We start from the raw sequence: 18216 nt of genomic DNA, 5'->3' as shown, positions 1-18216 counted from the left end.
TTTGGCAACCGGCAGGCAGCCTTTTTTTGCGTTTGCATGATCTGAGCGGGAGACGCGCGGGCCGGATGTAGATCAGAGGGAGCAAAATGCGGTGTAAGCCGCGCCGCGGCTAGAGATACAAGCGGGTTGGGGGACGAAGGTTGGGGTGGTGTTTATTTTTTTTGCCGGGATTGTGATCCAAACCTGAATCCCTTGCGTTTCAGTGTATGTACAGACAAACAGGCAGACAGGCAACGTGAACACCACATATTACCCCAACCTAAGGAGTGAATTGAGATGAAGATGAAGAAATTAGTCGTTCCGATGTTAAGCTTGACCCTGATGATACCTGCGCTGGCAGGTGCGGAGGCAGCCCCGGCAGCCACAATGATGAAGGCTTCGGTGAATACACCGGCAGCCGAGCTGAGAGCGGGCCTGGATTATTTGCTCTCCGAGCATTTCACCCTTGCCGTAACCGCAATGACAAAGGCTTATGACGGTACTAAGGATGCGGCAGCGGCCTACCAGGCGCTTGATCAGAACGCGCTCGATATGCAGCCCGCCATTGCTTCACTTTACGGTGATGCAGGTGCAGCTGAATTTGAACGGATTTTCCGCGCTCATAACAAGTACACCGACGATCTGGTGAAGGCGACGAAGAACAAGGACACCGCAGCCGTCCAAGCTGCAGAAGATAAAGTAAGCGGCTTTGTAGACGAGTTCGGAAATTTCCTCGGCACGGCAACAGAGGGCAAGCTTCCGGCAGCTGCCGCGATGCAGGTTATCCGCAGTCATGAGAACCATGTCCAGGAAGTGTTCGAGGATTATGCAGCCGGTGACTACAAGGGCGCGTATGAAGCTTACCGTAAGGGTTATGCAGAAATGTTCAGTATCAGCAAAGCCTTGTCCAGTGCGATTACTACGCAAATGCCTGCTAAATTCGAGAATACCAAGGCAGATACCAAAGCTGCTGATCTGAGATCCGCACTCAACCAGTTAGCGGGTGAACACTTTGCTCTGTCCGTCCTGCAAATGCAGGAGCAATATGACGGAAGAGCCGCTTCCAATGCGCTGATTGCAGCCGAGGCCATGAATACGGCAGACTTCAAGGCAGCAATTGCTTCTATCTATGGTGCAGAGGGGGCAGCGGCCTTCGAGAAGATCTGGGTCACGAATCATGTGAATGCCCAGGCTGATTTCACAGCGGCAGTGAAGAACAATGATGCAGCGGCAAAAGCGGCAGTAGAAGCGCGTATCGCAGGCTTCACCACTGAATTTGCAGCCTTCCTTGATTCGGCTACAGCAGGCAACCTGCCGAAGTCAGCGGGACAATCCGCATTGACCACCCACGAGAATCAAGTGCAGCAGATGCTTACGCAATATGCAGCGGGCAACTATGACGCTTCTTACAAGACGAACCGCGAGGGCTACAAGACGATGTTCGGGGTAGGCCAAGCGCTGGGCAATGCAATTGTTACGCAGTTCAACGACAAGTTCCAGGATGCAGCAGCACCTGCACCTGCAACACCAGCAGATCCTGCTTCCATGATGAAAGTCTGGATGAAGGTGGGCAGCGGCGTCCTGAACATTAACGGACAAGTAACTCAAATGGATACTAAGCCGTTCATCTGGAGCGGAATGACCTACATCCCGCTTCGTTATCTGAGTGAAGGGATCGGGGCAGAGGTGAAATGGGACAAGCAGGCGCAGCAGGTTACCATTACAGCAGGCAGCGACACCCTGGTATTCTGGATGAACAAAGACTTCATGGAAGTCAACGGCATGAGAAAATCCGTCGGCGCCAAGGTCTTTGTGAACGACGACAACAGAACCGTAGTTCCCCTTCGTTTCATCACCGAATTACTGGGCTGGAACGTACAATGGGGCAACGCCGATCAGTCTATTACGTTGACTAAGAGCATGTGATTGTAAGTAAGCTAACTTAGCTAACCTTTCTGTACTACCCCCAGACTTCCCCACAAGCGGCCCACTATAAAAGGTGGTTGCTTGTGGGGCTTTTTTTAATGTACACGTAGAATGAGTATTCAAAGGGATAAATACTATTAAATTAGGCGGAGGTCGGATATATCGGACAAGTAGAGGGATAAATCCAACTAATTATGGTGAAACGTGCTCGTTGCAAGCTAATAAAAGGGATAAATCTCATTAAATCCGATTAAAGCGGTTGTTGCGAGGAGATCAAAGGGATAAATCCCACTACATTTGGTAAAGGCGGTCAGGGTGGCAGAACTGAGGAGCAAAGGACCCCGAGCAACCACCACAGCCACTACTATTCCAACCAACAATCCCAATCTCCGCCCGCCCCGACCACCAACAACCTCCCTTTAGCCCACTTTTTAAAAAGGTTTTTTGTAATCCGAAAATTCCCATCGGACATTTTGCTGAGGTTTGCGCGCGGAATCCAGATTGTACATTGACAACCTGTCCAGACACGTATATATTTATCGATAATGATTCTCATTATCGTATAAAAAACCTATTCAGATAAGGAAGGGTCCACACATGAACCGTACCAAAAAGTTCTCTTTCAAGACATTATTTATTCCATTAGCGCTAACTATAGTGCTGGCAGGCTGTTCCTCCAACCAGTCGAATTCAGCTGCTTCACCTACCCCGGCACCGACAGCAGCTGCAACTAGCGAAGCGGCAAGCACAGAAGCACCAGCGGCGCAGGATGCTGTGACCTATCCGATTACCATCAAGCATGCGCTTGGTGAAGCTGTAATTAAAAGCAAGCCGGAACGCGTAGTTACTGTGCAGTGGGCTAACCATGATGTGGCTCTGGCTCTGGGCGTTGTCCCTGTAGGCTTCTCGGCTGCGAACTTCGGTGTGCAGGATGGCAGCGGGCTGCTGCCTTGGACCGCTGATAAGCTCAAGGAGCTGAATGTAACCGCTCCGAATGTGTTCCAGGATACCGATGGTCTTGATTTCGAGGCAATCTCTGACGCCAACCCGGATGTTATTCTGGCCGCGTACTCGGGCCTAACGAAGGAAGATTATGAGACCCTGAGCCAGATCGCTCCAGTGGTAGCTTACCCGACGGCTGCTTGGGCTACGACATGGCGTGAGCAGGTGCTGCTGAACGCAGAAGGCATGGGTATGAAGCCTGAAGGCGAGCAGCTCATCAAGGACACCGAAGCCCTGGTTAAGGACAAGCTGAGCAAATATCCGCAAATTGCCGGCAAAAAAGTAGTCTGGGTCAATTTCTCTGCTGAGGATTTGTCGAAACTGCATATTTATACACCTGTGGACTCCCGGGTCGCATTCCTGTATGAGCTGGGCATGACGTATCCCGAGAGCATTACCAAACAGATTACAGACCCAACCAGCTACTCGCTCAGCTTAAGCTCTGAGAATGTGGAAGCCCTGTATGATGCAGATCTGATCGTAGGTTATGGCAATGCCGAATTGCTTAAGACGCTTCAGGCAGATTCACTGATCGGCAAAATCCCGGCCATTGAACGGGGATCGGTAGCTTTTATCGACAGTGATACTCCGCTGGTTGCTGCCGGAACACCGAACCCGCTGTCCATTGCGTATACGATTGATGAATACCTTGCCTTAATTGGGGGAGCTATTGATAAAATAAAATGATGAGTTCACCGGTCTCGGACGATAACAAGCTAAAATTGCATATGCCGAAGAATTTCATCCTGGTGCTGGTGAGCTGCATGGTCCTGCTGGTCCTGTGCATCATTGCCTCACTGGTACTGGGAGCCCGTCATGTAGGCTGGAATGAGCTGATGGACGGGCTTTTCCGTCCAGAAGTGGACAGCTATGGGGCAAACGTGGTGCGCAAGCGGATCTCCCGGACGGTGTTCAGCCTGATGTGCGGCGGGGCGCTCGGCGTATCGGGAGCCTTGATGCAGGCGGTGACCCGTAACCCGATTGCCGATCCGAGCATCCTCGGGGTGAACACGGGAGCCTCTTTGTTCGTAGTCTGCGGAATTGCTTTCCTGAACATAAGCACTGCGGGCCAATATATATGGTTAGCCTTAGCCGGAGCTGCAATTACAGCGGTCTTCGTATTCGGAATCGGCTCGATGGGGCGTGGCGGAGCCACGCCCATTAAGCTCGTTCTGGCGGGTGCTGCCATCAGCGCGGCTCTGTCCTCTCTGGTTACCGCTATCATGATTCCGCGCGCTTACGTCATGGACCAGTTCCGGTTCTGGCAGGTGGGCAGCGTGGGTGCGGGGACCTGGAGCGGCATTACAACCTTCCTTCCGTTCCTGCTGATCGGCATGCTGATTGCCTTCATTACGGCTCCGGCCCTGAATGCGCTGGCCCTGGGCGATGATGTGGCGACCGGACTCGGGGTCCGCACAGGGACACTGCGGCTTATAGCAGCGCTGGCCGGGGTATTATTATGCGGAGCAGTGACGGCACTGGCCGGGCCTATCGGGTTCATTGGCCTCTTGTCCACTCACGTAATCCGGCTGATCCTCGGCTCGGACCTGCGGTTCGTGATCCCGATGTCAGCGGTCACCGGGGCTATTATTCTCACGGTCTCCGATGTAGGCGGCCGGCTGATTGGAAGCCCCGGAGAGCTTGAAGTCGGTGTAGTCACAGCCTTTGTAGGGGCACCGATCCTGATTCTATTAGCGATGAAGTCGAAAGTGCGGTCCTTATGAGAAATGAAACGATTGAATTCATTATGGCGGGCAGACGTCAGAGACAGCGCCGGGGCTTGATTGTTACCAGCCTGCTTGCCGTACTTGCCTGTGTACTGTGCTGCGCGATGCTGCTGCTCGGGAATACCATCTATCCTGCTTCGGAGGTCATCCGCGCACTTTCCGGCGAAGAGCTGAAGGGTGTCTCCTTCGCTGTGAATGTGATCCGGCTGCCGCGGATGCTGGCGGGTCTTTTTGCCGGATTCGCCTTCGGCATTGCCGGGTACACCTTCCAGACGATGCTGCGCAATCCGCTGGCGAATCCGAATGTCATTGGCATTACCTCTGGATCGAGTGCGGCGGCGGTATACTGTATCGTGATCCTTCAAGCCAGCGGAGCTGTAGTCTCTGTTGCTTCGGTAATCGCTGGCCTTGCTACCGTGCTGCTGATCTACGTGCTCTCCAGGGGAAGAACCTTCTCCATCGGGCGGTTAATTCTAATCGGGATCGGCCTTCAGGCGATGCTGGATGCCGTGATCTCCTACCTGCTGCTGATTGGCTCCGAGAAGGACATCCCTTCAGCGGTCCGCTGGCTGACCGGCAGTCTCAACGGCTCACAGATGCGCGAGCTTCCGCCGCTGATGATCATCGTGCTGATCTGTTCGCCTATCATCATCCTGCTGGGCAAGCATCTGAGTATTCTCGAGCTGGGGGAGCAGTCGGCTACCTCGCTTGGAGTACGCACCGACCGAACCCGAATTGCACTGATTGTCAGCTCTGTCTGCATGGTGGCGATGGCTACGGCTACTACCGGACCTATTGCGTTTGTCTCCTTCCTGTCAGGGCCGATTGCCAAAAGACTAGTGGGTACCGGCGCTTCCAGCATCATCCCCGCAGGTCTGGTCGGCGTGAATCTGGTCCTGGCGTCAGATCTGATTGGACAATTTGCTTTTGAGTACAGATTCCCTGTAGGCATCATTACCGGATTACTCGGAGCGCCTTATCTGATCTTCCTGTTAATCCGCATGAATCGAAAGGGAGAGTTATAATGAACAAGGCACATGTATTTGGAGCTGAACAGGTTGTAGCAGGCTATGAGAATAAGACGATTATTCATGGGGTAGACCTGGTGATCCCCGATCGGCAGATCAGCGTGATTATCGGAGCGAACGGCTGCGGGAAATCCACCCTGCTCAAAACCATGGCCCGGCTGATCAAGCACACCGCAGGCCAGGTGACGCTGGACGGCAAGCCGATCTCGCAGATTCCGGCCAAAGCGCTGGCGCGGGTCATTGGTCTGCTGCCGCAATCCCCGATTGTGCCGGAAGGGATATCGGTTGCCGATCTGGTGGGACGCGGCAGATTCCCCCACCAGTCCCTGCTTGGAGGCTGGTCCCGGAAGGATTACGAGGCCGTGGCCGAAGCGATGGAGATTATGAATATTACCGAATTCGCTAACCGTAATATCGATGAGCTCTCCGGCGGCCAGCAGCAGCGGGTCTGGATTGCGATGGCCCTGGCCCAGCAGACCGACATCCTGTTCCTGGACGAGCCGACCACCTTCCTGGATATCACCTACCAGGTGGAGATTCTGGACCTGCTGACCGATCTGAACCGCAAGCACGGAACCACCATTGTGATGGTCCTGCATGATATCAACCTGTCCGCCCGGTATGCCGACCATATCTTTGCGCTGCATTCCGGCAGGTTGGTGGCGGAGGGTTCACCGGCAGAGGTCATCACCAGCGGGCGGGTCAAAGAGATCTTCGGACTGGATAGCACAGTCATCCCTGACCCGGTCTCCGGTTCCCCGTTGGTTGTGCCTAGAGGGCGGTATCATAACAGGTAGGCGAATGCGCTAGAGTAAGGACTGCAGATGTCATACTCCCGGCAGTTTCACATTGCATATAAGGCTGTCCGACCGGTCCACCGGAGGGCAGCCTTTTGTGTACCCATAGAAATTATATTTGCCGCATGAGATCCATTCCCTTATCATGAACATGAATTAGGCGGTAGACCTTCCATTCTGAATTAACGCAGGTGATCCTATCAAAATTTCCATCGAGCATATCAGCAGGGAGCAGCAAGAGGAAATCATCATCAGATGCTATGAAGCAAACGAAGAGATCAGTGAGATTGTACGTAAGCTTAAGGCAGAGACCCTTGTGCTCCTGGGAGTCCAGGAAGAGCGGGTCAGCCGCATCAAGCTCAGTGACGTCTATTATTTCGAAGCCGTGGACGGCAAAGTGTTTGTCTACAGCGAGAACCAGGTGCATGAAGTGAAGCAGAAGCTGTATGAGCTGGAGGAGCTGTGCCGGGACAAGAACTGTTTTCGCGCCTCCAAATCCACGATTCTGAATATCGCCAAGATCGAAAGTGTGCGTCCGTCCCTCAGTGGCAGGTTCACAGCACTGCTTGATAATGGGGAACGTGTAGTCATTTCAAGACAGTATGTGCCCGTACTGAAACAAAGACTTGGATTATAAAGGAGGGGATCACAGCATGAAGCGTTCTGAGGTTGTCAAAGATATCATCCGCGATTTTCTGGTTATCTTCGCATCCATCATCATTATCATTACGGTGCTGCGGCAGATTTTTATGCCGGAACTCGCCTTTGATCTGATATCCATCTATACGATTATGGGATTCTCCCTGCTTGGAGCCTTGACAGGCATGATGTTGTACGCTCCTAACGAGGTAAGCGAGCAGGCGATGCGTGTTAGAATTGTGATTCATTTTCTCCTGCTGGAGATTCTGTTGATTGCCCTTGCCAGCCTGATCGGAGTTGTAGCCAGTGTGTCCGCTGCACTTCTGTTTGCCCTGCAAATCGCTGTAGTCTATGCCATTGTCCGTCTGCTGTCCTATGAGAAGGATAAGAAGGAAGCGGAGCAGATTAATGAGAGACTGAAGGCTGTGAAGCAGGACATTCGCGGGTGATTCCGTAGGTAATGTCGCGCTTTTATGCATCTTATTGCCCTGTAGCTACAGCTTACCGTAAATGGGTATACACCCTTTTCGCAGTTTTTTATGATGAATTCATCACCTCACGCGAAAAGGAGAATTATCCCTATGTACAGCCGCATCAAGCTCTTAAGCTGGATTAGAATTACCCTATTTATCGTATTCGTTATTCTGACATTGTCCCCTGTGATCGAGTGGGGTTTTAGTTGGGGATTGCTGGCGGCATTGCTGTTTATTTTTGCGCTGAAAGGCTCGGTTGATCTGCTCCGCAAGAAGACAGGCGTGAGACCGTCCAGACGTTCAACCCGGGTGTGGAAAAGGCTGCTAACCGCTGTGGCGCTGCTAATCTCACTTATCCCGCCTATTCTATTCCCGCAGTACCGTGCACCTGAAGTGACCGGGGAATATGAGGTCAGAACGGCTGTGTACACCTATACGGACCCTAACCGGATGGAGGGATTTACGGATACCGGAGAGCGCCGGAGGGTGAATGTGGAGTTCTGGTATCCCGGCCACGCGGAGGGAACGTACCCGCTGATCGTCTTTTCCCATGGCGCCTTTGGGGTTAGAGAGAGCAACGCTTCAACCTTCACGGAGCTGGCCAGTCACGGCTATGTTGTGGCATCCGTCGATCATCCTTACCATTCCTTTTATACACAGAGCGTGGACGGGAAGGTCACTATGATTAATGCTGATTATATGCGGGAAGTTAACGATTCCAACAAAGACGGGATTTACACCATGGAGGAGCTATACGGCCTTACGCAAAAATGGATGAAGCTGCGGACCGGAGACATGAATCTGGTAATCGATCATATCCTGGAGAAAGCCGCCAGTAGCGAGGACCCCGTGTACCAACTAATTGATACGGAGCATATTGGCGTAATCGGCCACTCCATGGGTGGTGCGGCAAGCGTCGCGCTTGGCCGGGAGCGCAGCGATGTGGATGCTGTTGTCAATCTGGATGCCCCGTTCTTCACCGAGCTGGTGTATGACCGGAAGATGAATGATCTGGCGGCCAAAGATGAGCCTTACCGCGTACCGCTGCTGAACATATACACGGACGATGTGTGGAGACAGCTCGGGAAGAACTCGGCTTACGCAGCGAATAACACTCGCAATCCGAACTTCAAGGATGCGTATACCGTTCATTTTGAGGGAGCCAAGCACTTGAGCCTGACCGATCTGCCGCTGTTCTCCCCCATCCTGGCGAATATGTTGCAGCGCGGGCAGGCGGATATCGATAAGTATTACTGTATTGAGACCATGAACAGGCTAATTCTTGAATTCTATGACTATACGTTAAAAGGCACCGGCCGGTTTGCGCCGCAGGCGGTGTATTAAAGGGGATGCAGCGGCGGCTATAAGGTGATTCCGGGAAACGCAGTTTTATGCTCCACCCTAGTGAAGCCCAAGGACCGGTACAGCGCAACTGCGCAGGTGTTCAGCTCCCAGACTTCGAGTCTGGCCAGATTCATCCCATTTGCCAAGAAATAATCAAATATATAATTCATGATCACCTTGGCGATTCCGGTTCCCCGGGCTTCGGGCATAACATACAGCGTTTCAATATAACCGCAGCCATCTGCCGCCCAAAAGGTACAGCCTCCCAGCAGCCTGCCGTCCCGCCCAAACGAAAGATTGCGGAAATGGGGATGTCTGCCTTGCTCCGCAAGTGTGTCCAGATTGAGTGGGGTGATAAATATGGTATCGTACCGCTCTTTGTAGACTATCCGTCTGTCCTCTGAATGAAGGTCCTCCGGCTGCACGGTTATCTCTTCCGGCAGGTTGTAAGTGAAGCCTTCCGCAATAGAGGCCTCCATAATTATGCTGTAATTTGCTTCGAACTGGGTCCCTATGTAAAAGTCACGCTGCTTCTGGTCTGCTTGGAATTCGCCGTAGATTCTGGCGGTTAAGTCCGGCCGTAATGCCCGCAGCTCTCTCGCCCGGATCAGTACTTGGTTAAACAGCTCCCGGCTAACTTCCTGCTGTACAATTTCATCCGAATGTTCAGCGGGGTCAACGCTTATATAGATCAGATATGGGGTGTCCGGTGTCTGGTGATGATTGATCGCCGGATAGGTATAGGCACTGCCCAGGTAATCTCCTTGCTCACCCAAAGCAATGAAGATATTCTCTCTGCTGTTCCCGTACTGGTCTGCTTCGGGATGAATAATCTGTATGTTCATCAATGTCCTCCTGTACTCAACGAATCTTCAACGATCATACAAATTATGACATGATTCATCAGGGGACTGATGGTAGAGTTTCTCTATAATCAATTGCTACATATCCAAGACAGAAGACTGAACGAGTTCCGCTATCCCTTCCTCTAACCTCGTCACACCCTCATCCTCCAGCCACTCTAGCGGGACGAGCAGATAATGGCTGGAGCTGCTCTTCAGGTAGCTGTAGATGATCTGTGCCTCGTCGATCTTGTGGCGGCTCATCTCTTCCGTAGCGGCGGTCTGGCTGCTGCTGTGGAAGACCTCCCGGGCGGATGCAGCGATCATCCCGGTGAGCTGCCCTTCATTCAGGGCTTCCGTTGCCAGCAGGGTGCGGAAGAGGATGACGCTGCCCTTGATTAGGATCAGCTTATGGGAGTGCTCGTCTACTGGCTCCAGCACGATAATATTCTTGTTGGCTCCGGTGAATTCGATCACTTGCTCCTTCTGCAGCAGCGAGTGAACCGCCCCCAGATAATCGCGGAATTTGGCGGCGGTCTCGAAGTCGAACCGCAGCGCAGCTTCCTCCATGCGGGCTTCCAGTCCGGCTACAATCCGGCTGTCCCTGCCTTCCAGCAGGCAGATGATCTCGTCTATGACTGCTTCATACTGTGCCACAGCTGCCTCCCCGCCTCCGCACATGCCGATGCATAAGCCCAGCGAGTGGTTCAGGCACCGTGAGTTGCGGGAATGGGGGCTGCTGCACAGAATGCGCTGTGATTCTTTGATGCCCAGCACCGCTCTCTCGACCGTACTCCGGCTGGTATAAGGGCCATAGACGAGGCTGCCCGCCTCTGTACTTGGCTCGTAGCCGATCTCAATCTGCCGGTAAGGTGCTTTGTCCACGATGGAAATGTAGCTGTAGGCGAGCGGATTTTTCATTTTGCGGTTATACATCGGCTTGATCTCTTTGATCAGCTGGCATTCCAGCATGAAGGCCTCCAGCTCCGTGTCGGTCAGCCGGTAGTCCAGATCACGGATATGCTTAACCAGCTGCTTCACCTTGGGAGAATGTCCCTTATTATTATAAAAATAAGACTGGACCCGCTTCCTCAGCTGCTTCGCCTTGCCGACATAAATCACATGGCCCAGGCCGTCCTTCATCAGGTATACGCCAGGCGTCAAGGGCAGGCTGGCGACCTTGTCTGTTAGATGTGCGGGCATGGCAGCCGCCTCCGTTCGTGAGTTTCTTCCGTATCTTTCAAGTATAGACCATGCTGCCGCCACCTGCGACAGGAAAAGCTCCTCCCGGTGCTCCGGCAGCAGCGGTGTGACATAATCCACAATGTCTCCCGGCCAAACCCTCTATCATTAACTGCATGAACGATAGGCATGAGCGTATGCGATCAAGTAAGCTGGGGGGCTGCTGATGAAGTATTCGATCGGTGAATTCGCGTCCATTCTGGGAGTGACGGCAGATACACTGCGCTTATATGAGAAACATGATATTGTCCGGCCGATGAAGGATCAGCATAATAACTACAGGTATTTCAATGATTTGGATGCGCGGAATCTATTGACGAGCAGATGGTACCGGAGCATGCAGATTCCGCTTCAGGATGTAGCCGGATTGATTAAGGACGCGCCGTGTGAGCAAGTGATGGAGTCGATTGCTGCCGCCGGTATGCAGCTGGAGGAGGAGATCCGGCGCAGCAGGCTGCTGCTCGGCAAGATTCAGGAGATTCAGGCGGAGCTGGCGCAGGTCAGCGCATCTCTATATACGTGCAAGATGAAGCAGGTGCCGGGGATGTACCGGATTCAGCAGACGAACAAGAATCATTTGCTGCAAAAGGAGGATCTCAAAGACACGGTCCAGGCATGGATGGAGCTGCTGCCGTTCACCTTTTATTCCTTCCGGGTTGAGAATAAGGCAGGCGAATGCGTCTGTGGACTAGGGGAGCTGGAGTATAGCTGGGGACTTGGCCTGCTTGCGGAGGATCAGATGAAGCTCGGGGTCTGCCTGAATGACAGTGTGGAGGTTCTGGAGCCGGCGACCTGCATCTCTGCCGTAATTGTCAGCGGCCATGAGGATTACCTGGAGCGGGGAGCCTTCGGGTTCATGCTAGAGTATGTGCAGGCAAGGAATTATAAGATTAGCGGGGATATCAGCGGTAAAATCCTGTTCACTGAGCGCACGGGTAACGGCAGCAAAACGTATTTGGAGATTAATATTCCGGTTGAAGCGGAGTAAGCGTTCACCCTACTTTGAGAAAAGTTTCACATATTGTTCATTGACCTTGGTACAGTACCAAGGTTTACACTTTGTGCGGTAGTCAACAGTCCCATTAGAGAGAAACGGGGCTGCATTAACCACACAGGGGGAGAAATTGATGCGTAAGCAAGCAACAAAACGAGTGTTCCTAATCACCGTATGTCTGGTATTGGTCCTGTCGCTACTAAGCGGCTGCAGCGGTAACAATTCCGCCGCACCGGCAGCTTCAGAGCAGCCGTCCGCTTCGCCGCAGGCGTCACAGCCAGCGGATACAAGTGCTGTACCGGCAGACTTCAAAGCGGGAACCTATAAAGCAGAGGCTGAAGGCAAGGATGGCAAGATTCAGGTTGAGGTGACTCTTGACGATCATTCGGTCATTACCGGAATCAATGTGGTCAGCCAGAACGAAACCGCCGGAATCGGGGTAGAGGCGATCAACAAGGTCAAGGAGGAGATTCTATCCGGCCAGACCCTGAATATTGATGCCGTCAGCGGTGCGTCCGAGTCCAGCAAGGCGATTCTGACCGCTGTGGAGGATGCGCTTAAGCAGGCGGGCGGCAATGTGGAGGCTTTTAAAACAAAGGCTGTAGTGAAATCGGGAGAAGGCAAGACCGAGCAGCTGTCCGCAGATGTGGTCGTGGTTGGTGCAGGTGCGTCCGGTGTGTCGGCAGCGGTATCGGCAGCGGATAAGGGCGCGAAGGTAATCCTGATCGAGAAAACAGCGACGATCGGCGGCGCGAGCAACCTGTCCTGGGCAGGCAAATTCTACAACTCCTCGGCCGCGCTAAGCAGCGGGCTGAAAGTAGAAGTCGAGAAGGAGATTGCCGACTGGATCGTGAACAATCACTGGCGTGTGGATGCGGCGGCGATCCGCCAATACGTTACGAAGTCGGGCGAGACCTATGACTGGCTGACCGGCAAGGGCTACACCACCACCTTCCTGAACTTCGCCGGGGAACAGCTCCATATGCTGCCTCCTTATGAGACCCGCCAGGAGCTGCTGCGTAAGATGCTTGCAGCATCCGTAGAGAAGGGCGGCGGACAGGTGATCACGGAGGCCACCGCTCAGAAGCTGTTGACTGGCGCTAATGGAGAGGTTACCGGAGTCGTGGCCAAGAAGTCTGACGGAACAACGCTGGAGATTGCAGGGGCAAGCGTTGTAATGGCTACCGGCGGGTATGCCGGGAATAAAGAGATGGTTAAGGAAGCCTTTGGCTTCGAAGGCGTCAATGGCGGGCTTGGGCAGAACATCGGTGAAGGGCTGAAGATGTCCTGGGAGATCGGCGCGAAGGTGCCGGACAACTTCGGCGGGCAGATGCTGCACCAGACGCTGGCAAGAGCTACAGATAAGCTGAAGACGGAGTATGAGCCGTTTGAAGCCAGCTATCCGATGATGCTGTCTTACCTGCCAACCCTGATGAATGTCGGCCCTTCGGGCGCGAGATTCAGAGATGAGGCGGCGACGCTGACGGCGGTTGCAGCTGCGAATACCAGTGCTTTTAACGGAGCATATCATCTGGTGATTGTCTCGCAGGCGCAGCTGGATGCCCTTAAGGCCAAGGGGATGAAGGGGGTTCAGGCACCTAAGCTTCCGGGCATGCCGCCGGAATTCTATGCCTCCTATACAGACAAGTTCACGCTGGAGCAGCCATGGAAGGATGCCGATAAAGTCTTCGAATCCATGGTAGCGAACGGCGACGGCTTCAAGGGCAATACACTGGAGGAGCTGGCGAAGAATGCAGGGATGGACCCTGAAGTATTTACCGCTGAGTTCAAGCTCTATGAGGAAGCAGCGAAGACGGGCACCGATACGGAGTTCGGCAAGGCAAAGGAATATCTGGTTCCTATGGGCAGCAACGGGCCGTATTACGCCGTTATTGCCGAGATCAACAACCTCTGTTCAGTAGGCGGTCTGCTGGTCAATACCAAGTTCCAGGTGCTGAATGATAAGCGTCTGCCGGTCAAAGGGCTGTACGCCGTGGGCGTGGAGTCTGAAGGGGTGCTTTTCAATGATACCTATGTAGGCAACGGCGTTGGGCTGGGCTACTCCTTCACTTCCGGGCGGCTTGGCGGCGAGGATGCGGCAGCGGGCGCATTGGCTAAGGAATAGCCCTTTATAAGTAATTTTCCTCTTTTTGCCGATAAAGAGTTGTCCTGAACTTTACGCGCGAGAAGAGGAGCGTCCGATGTATATTCCCATATCACGAATCAACGCCGCTTCGCTGACCCGCTCACCGCAACAGGCGGACCATACTTCTGCCGGTTCATCTTCGCTCAGCTTCCCGGAGATGATGGCAGCTGTGGGAGCGGCAATTGAGGAACAGGCACGCAGAATCAAGGCAAGGTACAGTCTGTCCGTCCGCATTATGGCGGTAGCCAAAGACGGCAGCAAGGGGGAGAAGACCGGCGCAGGAGACCGGAGTGATCAGCGGGAGCTTATAATCGCTCCGAATATTCTGCAGCAGATGAGCAAAGATCCTGTGATGCAGCGTAAGGTGTATGGCTATCTTGACGAGTATGTGCGCGAGCCGCAATCCTCACCCGGCCATAGTCTGATCGTTCACAGGGACGGAACCTCCTCCCTTCTTCCTGCCGCCCCCAGACCAGCAGCCGTACAGGAGATTACCCATCTACATACCGGGCAACCGGAAATCGCGGGCAGCTTATACGATCAGGACAGACTGAAGCAGCTAGCGTTCCTCCGGGCCAGAAGAGCAGGCAGGCACCGGTAACAGAGTGTAATCCGCAAATAAGATCCCTGAATCCATATAAGGTGGAGGCAGGGGTCTTTTTGTGAGGTTCTGCGCGTCCCTGAGGCGAACAAAGGCCTATCCTCCTGCATAGCATATAGCACCTGCTTGCTATTTGTAAGTGGAAAGGGGGCGCATGGCTAATGGGTATCCAGCTTACTGCGATTCATTGGGTGTATCTGGTGTTTATTGTGTTCATTCTGGCGCTGCTGATCAAGCGGCGTGATACGACAATGATCTGTGTGACCGGGATTCTGGCGCTCGGGCTGCTGGCGACGGCGACGCTTAGCGGGTCGGTGTCGGGGATCTTTAATTCTTTTGTCTATGCAACCAGGGAGCTGCTCGGCACCATAATGATTATCTCCATTATCGTGGCGATGAGCCGGATTCTGATTATAACAGGCATCAACGAGACGATGGTATCGCCGCTCACCCGGTTCCTGCGCACACCGGCGATGGCCTACTGGGGAATCGGACTGATTATGATGGTGACCTCGTTCTTCTTCTGGCCGTCCCCTGCGGTAGCGCTGGTCGGGGCGGTTCTGCTGCCGGTGGCGGTCCGGGTCGGTCTGCCTGCGCTGGGCGCAGCGGTAGCCATGAACCTGTTCGGGCACGGGATCGCCCTCTCCGGCGATTATATTATTCAAGGCGCTCCGAAGCTGACGGCGGATGCCGCTGGTCTTCCAGTGTCTAGCGTGATGCAAGCCAGTATCCCCCTGGTTGCTGTGATGGGGATAGTCACGACGGTGAGCGCATTCTGGATGATGAAGCGCGACCAGAAGAATGGCACCTGGAGAGACGGCCTGGTCGCTTCCCCGGGAGCAGCAGAGCCGCCGGCTGATGCGGGGACGGATGATGCCCAGCCAGTGCTCATGAGTGACCGTCTGCGCAAAGGGCTGGCGATCGCCATTCCGCTGCTCTTCCTGCTGGATGTGATCGGCATGTTCGTGCTTCACCTGCAAGGTGGAGATGCTACCGCGCTGGTCGGGGGAACCGCCGTGCTGATCCTGATTGTCATTACCCTGCTGGCCCATCGCGGCCAGGGGCAGGGCCTGGAGAAGATCACCGCCTATCTTATCGAAGGATTTACCTTCGGCTTCAAGGTCTTCGGACCGGTCATCCCGATTGCCGCCTTCTTCTATCTGGGCGACGCCGCCTTCACTGAGCTGTACGGCAAGGTGCTGCCGGACGGCTCGCACGGCATCGTGAACGACTTGGGCGTGGCCCTGGCGAATCACGTGCCGCTGAACGGGGTGGTGGGAGCCGTAACGCTGACGGTAATCGGGGCGATTACCGGCCTCGACGGCTCCGGATTCTCCGGCATCTCGCTGGCCGGCTCGATTGCCGGGCTGTTCGCCGCCGCGATCCACTCCGGCGCGGCAACGCTGACCGCCCTTGGGCAGGTGGCCGCCATCTGGGTCGGCGGCGGCACCCTGATCCCGTGGGCGCTCATTCCCGCCGCTGCGATCTGCGGCGTCAGCCCGTTCGAGCTGGCCCGGCGCAATCTGAAGCCGGTCCTGCTGGGCCTTACGGCAATGACCATTGTCGCCATGTTCCTGGTGTAGGCACCGCTTAAGGTGCCATACCCTCCACCGGCCCGGGCGCATACGGACCCCAGCGCCGTTATTTCCAGAGCCACCACCACTCCAGTACACACAGACCTGAGCGCTGTAACTTCATAACCTCCGCCACTCAGGTACGTACGGACCCCAGCGCCGTTATTTCCAGAAATCAGCCTGTTTTCGAACCCATGCGGACTCCAGAGCCTTTATTGCTCCCATTTGGCCCAATTCGGCCTTGCTTATGGAGGGATAAGGTCTCTCCGGTCCGCATGGAGCGAAAGGCCACGGTTTTGAGAGTAATAACGTCCGTACGGTCCGCATGGAACAAGAGTGTGCGAAAAGGGATAATGACCTCCACCCGTCCAAGCGCATACAGCCCCCAGTACTGAGATTTGCGGAAACCAGCCTGTCCCCCAAAATCACACGTAGCACCAGTTGCTGCCCGCCACAACCAGATAAATATCCGTTCCGGGTGAACCCCGCGCCTACAATCCGCATAAGATTTCCTTCCCTAATCCATCCTACAGAAGAACGGACATTGTGATGGAGGGGGAAGGATCTTATGAAGCATTATGAATCCAGTCTGCGCACCAACAGTACGGTGGATCAGGCGCACGATGCGGTGACGAAGCTGCACAACGCTGTAACCCAGGCTTCGAGTCATCCGACCGGGCAGATGATGGATCAGGCAGAGAACAGCCTGGAGCACGCTGAGGAAGCCGTGCGCCATGCCCCGGAAGGTTCGGTCGGGAAACAAGGGGTAGAGCTGGTCCAAGAGAGACTGGAGGAAGAGAAGCGCAGATTGTCTTCGCTGGATGGGCAGGTTGTCGAGTCCCAGGATTAGAGCCTGGAACAGGCTATGTTGAACAGGCATTCCCGGAGTTGATCCGGGGTGCCTGTTTGCTTTTAATGGTACCCGAGGGGCAATGGGGGGAGCTTGTGCAATCATTTGCCGGGAAATAGGTTATAAGGTAATGACGAGACCATTCAGAGGAGGTACATATCTATGCCGGAAGCGGATAACACTGATTCATGGAGTCCTCCGGAGACACCGGAGATGCTGCATGCTGCGCTTAAGGAAATTACCAGGTGGGAGAAAGAGCAGAATAGGCTGATGATCTGGGACCGGATTACCCGGTTGCCGTTCAAGCTGCTAGATGCAATTACGCCAAAGGTTATCCACGATAAGGTGGGCCGGCTGCTCGATGAACTGGGCGGCTACATCCAGAACGGCGGCAACTATCTGGTGGCTGGGCGCAAGGTGGGCAAGCTGATGGAAGAGACACGCCGGGCGGCGGGCGCTCCCTCTACTGGGCCGTTCCCGCTGGCTGTCATGGATGCAGCGGCACTGAAGCTCGCGGAGCGGAGCCGGAATACGGCTACGGCTCAGGGGGCGACCACCGGCTTCGGCGGGATTTTTACACTGGCTGCGGATATTCCGGCTGTCCTGGGCCTCTCCTTGAAGGCGATTCAGGAGATCGGCTTGTGTTATGGCTACGATCCGACCGATAAGGCCGAGCGGATCTTCACCGTGAAGGTGATGCAGTTCGCCTCCTCCGATGTGGTCGGAAAGCGCACGCTGCTGAAGGAGCTGAATCTGCAGGCAGGCGGGGACGGCAACATTCTCGCCGCGACCCAGGAGACCGTATCAAGGATTCAGGGCTGGAAGGAGGTAGTGACTGTATACCGCGACAATTGGGGTTGGAAAAAACTGCTCCAGACCGTTCCTGTCGCTGGTATGTTCTTCGGCGCTTACCTCAACAGGAAGACGTTGGAGGAGGTCACGGAGGCTGCAAGGATGCTCTACCGCAAAAGACGGATTATCTCCAGGCTGGCAGAGCTGGAACAGAGATGATACGCTGAGGGTACTGTAGCAGGCAACGCTTGGATAGGAGA

The 18216-nt window shown here is 54.4% G+C and carries 16 protein-coding genes; 14 read left to right on the top strand and 2 right to left on the bottom strand.

All coding sequences use genetic code 11. From position 1 onward, the window contains the following. Nucleotides 1-276 precede the first annotated feature (276 nt). The 8 genes from C173_RS04285 to C173_RS04250 all read left to right on the top strand — a co-directional run bounded on the left by C173_RS04285 (nucleotide 277) and on the right by C173_RS04250 (nucleotide 8915). Nucleotides 277-1905, top strand: a complete 1629-nt coding sequence (locus tag C173_RS04285; protein ID WP_036722788.1) for a copper amine oxidase N-terminal domain-containing protein — start codon at nucleotides 277-279, stop codon at nucleotides 1903-1905. A gap of 597 nt (nucleotides 1906-2502) precedes the next feature. After that, complete coding sequence (locus C173_RS04280; protein ID WP_036722785.1) at nucleotides 2503-3594, top strand: iron-siderophore ABC transporter substrate-binding protein; 1092 nt, start codon at nucleotides 2503-2505, stop codon at nucleotides 3592-3594. Further along, the gene (locus C173_RS04275; protein WP_036722784.1) at nucleotides 3591-4631 is read left to right on the top strand and encodes a FecCD family ABC transporter permease; all 1041 of its coding nucleotides are present in this window, start codon (nucleotides 3591-3593) and stop codon (nucleotides 4629-4631) included. The genes C173_RS04280 and C173_RS04275 overlap by 4 nt, the downstream gene beginning before the upstream one ends. Beyond that, nucleotides 4628-5659 carry a FecCD family ABC transporter permease gene (locus tag C173_RS04270; protein WP_036722783.1) on the top strand — a complete coding sequence of 344 codons (1032 nt, stop codon included), beginning with the start codon at nucleotides 4628-4630 and terminating at the stop codon, nucleotides 5657-5659. Before C173_RS04275 ends, C173_RS04270 begins: the two co-directional genes overlap by 4 nt. Further along, entirely contained in the window at nucleotides 5659-6459 is an 801-nt protein-coding gene (locus C173_RS04265; protein WP_036722782.1) for an ABC transporter ATP-binding protein, read from the top strand. The genes C173_RS04270 and C173_RS04265 overlap by 1 nt, the downstream gene beginning before the upstream one ends. 316 nt (nucleotides 6460-6775) lie before the next feature. Next, nucleotides 6776-7096, top strand: coding sequence for a LytTR family DNA-binding domain-containing protein (locus tag C173_RS04260; RefSeq protein WP_235191764.1), 321 nt, complete (start codon nucleotides 6776-6778; stop codon nucleotides 7094-7096). Between the two features lie 16 nt (nucleotides 7097-7112). Further along, on the top strand, nucleotides 7113-7547 hold the full coding sequence (locus C173_RS04255) for a DUF3021 family protein (protein ID WP_036722777.1): 435 nt from the start codon (nucleotides 7113-7115) through the stop codon (nucleotides 7545-7547). 132 nt (nucleotides 7548-7679) lie between these two features. Beyond that, complete coding sequence (locus C173_RS04250) at nucleotides 7680-8915, top strand: alpha/beta hydrolase family protein (protein WP_051477814.1); 1236 nt, start codon at nucleotides 7680-7682, stop codon at nucleotides 8913-8915. Nucleotides 8916-8932: 17 nt separating this feature from the next. Here C173_RS04250 and C173_RS32655 read toward each other — a convergent pair whose 3' ends face one another. Both C173_RS32655 and C173_RS04240 read right to left on the bottom strand, forming a co-directional pair. Beyond that, nucleotides 8933-9760 carry a GNAT family N-acetyltransferase gene (locus tag C173_RS32655; protein ID WP_051477813.1) on the bottom strand — a complete coding sequence of 276 codons (828 nt, stop codon included), beginning with the start codon at nucleotides 9758-9760 and terminating at the stop codon, nucleotides 8933-8935. 96 nt (nucleotides 9761-9856) lie between these two features. Beyond that, nucleotides 9857-11080, bottom strand: a complete 1224-nt coding sequence (locus C173_RS04240) for a UvrB/UvrC motif-containing protein (protein WP_235191763.1) — start codon at nucleotides 11078-11080, stop codon at nucleotides 9857-9859. Nucleotides 11081-11165: 85 nt separating this feature from the next. On the opposite strand from C173_RS04240, the gene C173_RS04235 reads away from it, so the two are divergent. The 6 genes from C173_RS04235 to C173_RS04210 all read left to right on the top strand — a co-directional run bounded on the left by C173_RS04235 (nucleotide 11166) and on the right by C173_RS04210 (nucleotide 18175). Beyond that, entirely contained in the window at nucleotides 11166-11987 is an 822-nt protein-coding gene (locus C173_RS04235) for a MerR family transcriptional regulator (protein WP_036722776.1), read from the top strand. Between the two features lie 139 nt (nucleotides 11988-12126). Then, a complete protein-coding gene (locus C173_RS04230) occupies nucleotides 12127-14118 on the top strand; it encodes an FAD-dependent oxidoreductase (RefSeq protein WP_036722774.1) in 1992 nt (663 codons plus the stop codon). A gap of 76 nt (nucleotides 14119-14194) precedes the next feature. After that, entirely contained in the window at nucleotides 14195-14740 is a 546-nt protein-coding gene (locus C173_RS04225; protein ID WP_036722773.1) for a hypothetical protein, read from the top strand. A gap of 161 nt (nucleotides 14741-14901) precedes the next feature. Further along, nucleotides 14902-16323 carry a hypothetical protein gene (locus tag C173_RS04220; protein WP_036722772.1) on the top strand — a complete coding sequence of 474 codons (1422 nt, stop codon included), beginning with the start codon at nucleotides 14902-14904 and terminating at the stop codon, nucleotides 16321-16323. Nucleotides 16324-16882: 559 nt separating this feature from the next. Further along, nucleotides 16883-17164, top strand: coding sequence for a hypothetical protein (locus C173_RS04215; protein WP_036722771.1), 282 nt, complete (start codon nucleotides 16883-16885; stop codon nucleotides 17162-17164). Between the two features lie 162 nt (nucleotides 17165-17326). Then, a complete protein-coding gene (locus C173_RS04210) occupies nucleotides 17327-18175 on the top strand; it encodes an EcsC family protein (protein ID WP_081751003.1) in 849 nt (282 codons plus the stop codon). Nucleotides 18176-18216 lie beyond the last annotated feature (41 nt).

Source organism: Paenibacillus sp. FSL R7-277, assembly GCF_000517965.1.
Classification (GTDB): domain Bacteria; phylum Bacillota; class Bacilli; order Paenibacillales; family Paenibacillaceae; genus Paenibacillus_AQ; species Paenibacillus_AQ silagei.
Note: the sequence above shows the minus strand (reverse complement) of the source record. Positions and strands in the feature narration are given on the sequence as shown.

Bases quoted from the DNA above. Each gene is read 5' to 3' on its own strand.
- C173_RS04285 (WP_036722788.1), top strand. From the start codon at position 277: ATGAAGATGAAGAAATTAGTCGTTCCGATGTTAAGCTTGACCCTGATG.
- C173_RS04280 (WP_036722785.1), top strand. From the start codon at position 2,503: ATGAACCGTACCAAAAAGTTCTCTTTCAAGACATTATTTATTCCATTA.
- C173_RS04275 (WP_036722784.1), top strand. From the start codon at position 3,591: ATGATGAGTTCACCGGTCTCGGACGATAACAAGCTAAAATTGCATATG.
- C173_RS04270 (WP_036722783.1), top strand. From the start codon at position 4,628: ATGAGAAATGAAACGATTGAATTCATTATGGCGGGCAGACGTCAGAGA.
- C173_RS04265 (WP_036722782.1), top strand. From the start codon at position 5,659: ATGAACAAGGCACATGTATTTGGAGCTGAACAGGTTGTAGCAGGCTAT.
- C173_RS04255 (WP_036722777.1), top strand. From the start codon at position 7,113: ATGAAGCGTTCTGAGGTTGTCAAAGATATCATCCGCGATTTTCTGGTT.
- C173_RS04250 (WP_051477814.1), top strand. From the start codon at position 7,680: ATGTACAGCCGCATCAAGCTCTTAAGCTGGATTAGAATTACCCTATTT.
- C173_RS32655 (WP_051477813.1), bottom strand. From the start codon at position 9,760: ATGAACATACAGATTATTCATCCCGAAGCAGACCAGTACGGGAACAGC.
- C173_RS04235 (WP_036722776.1), top strand. From the start codon at position 11,166: ATGAAGTATTCGATCGGTGAATTCGCGTCCATTCTGGGAGTGACGGCA.
- C173_RS04230 (WP_036722774.1), top strand. From the start codon at position 12,127: ATGCGTAAGCAAGCAACAAAACGAGTGTTCCTAATCACCGTATGTCTG.
- C173_RS04225 (WP_036722773.1), top strand. From the start codon at position 14,195: ATGTATATTCCCATATCACGAATCAACGCCGCTTCGCTGACCCGCTCA.
- C173_RS04220 (WP_036722772.1), top strand. From the start codon at position 14,902: ATGGGTATCCAGCTTACTGCGATTCATTGGGTGTATCTGGTGTTTATT.
- C173_RS04215 (WP_036722771.1), top strand. From the start codon at position 16,883: ATGAAGCATTATGAATCCAGTCTGCGCACCAACAGTACGGTGGATCAG.
- C173_RS04210 (WP_081751003.1), top strand. From the start codon at position 17,327: ATGCCGGAAGCGGATAACACTGATTCATGGAGTCCTCCGGAGACACCG.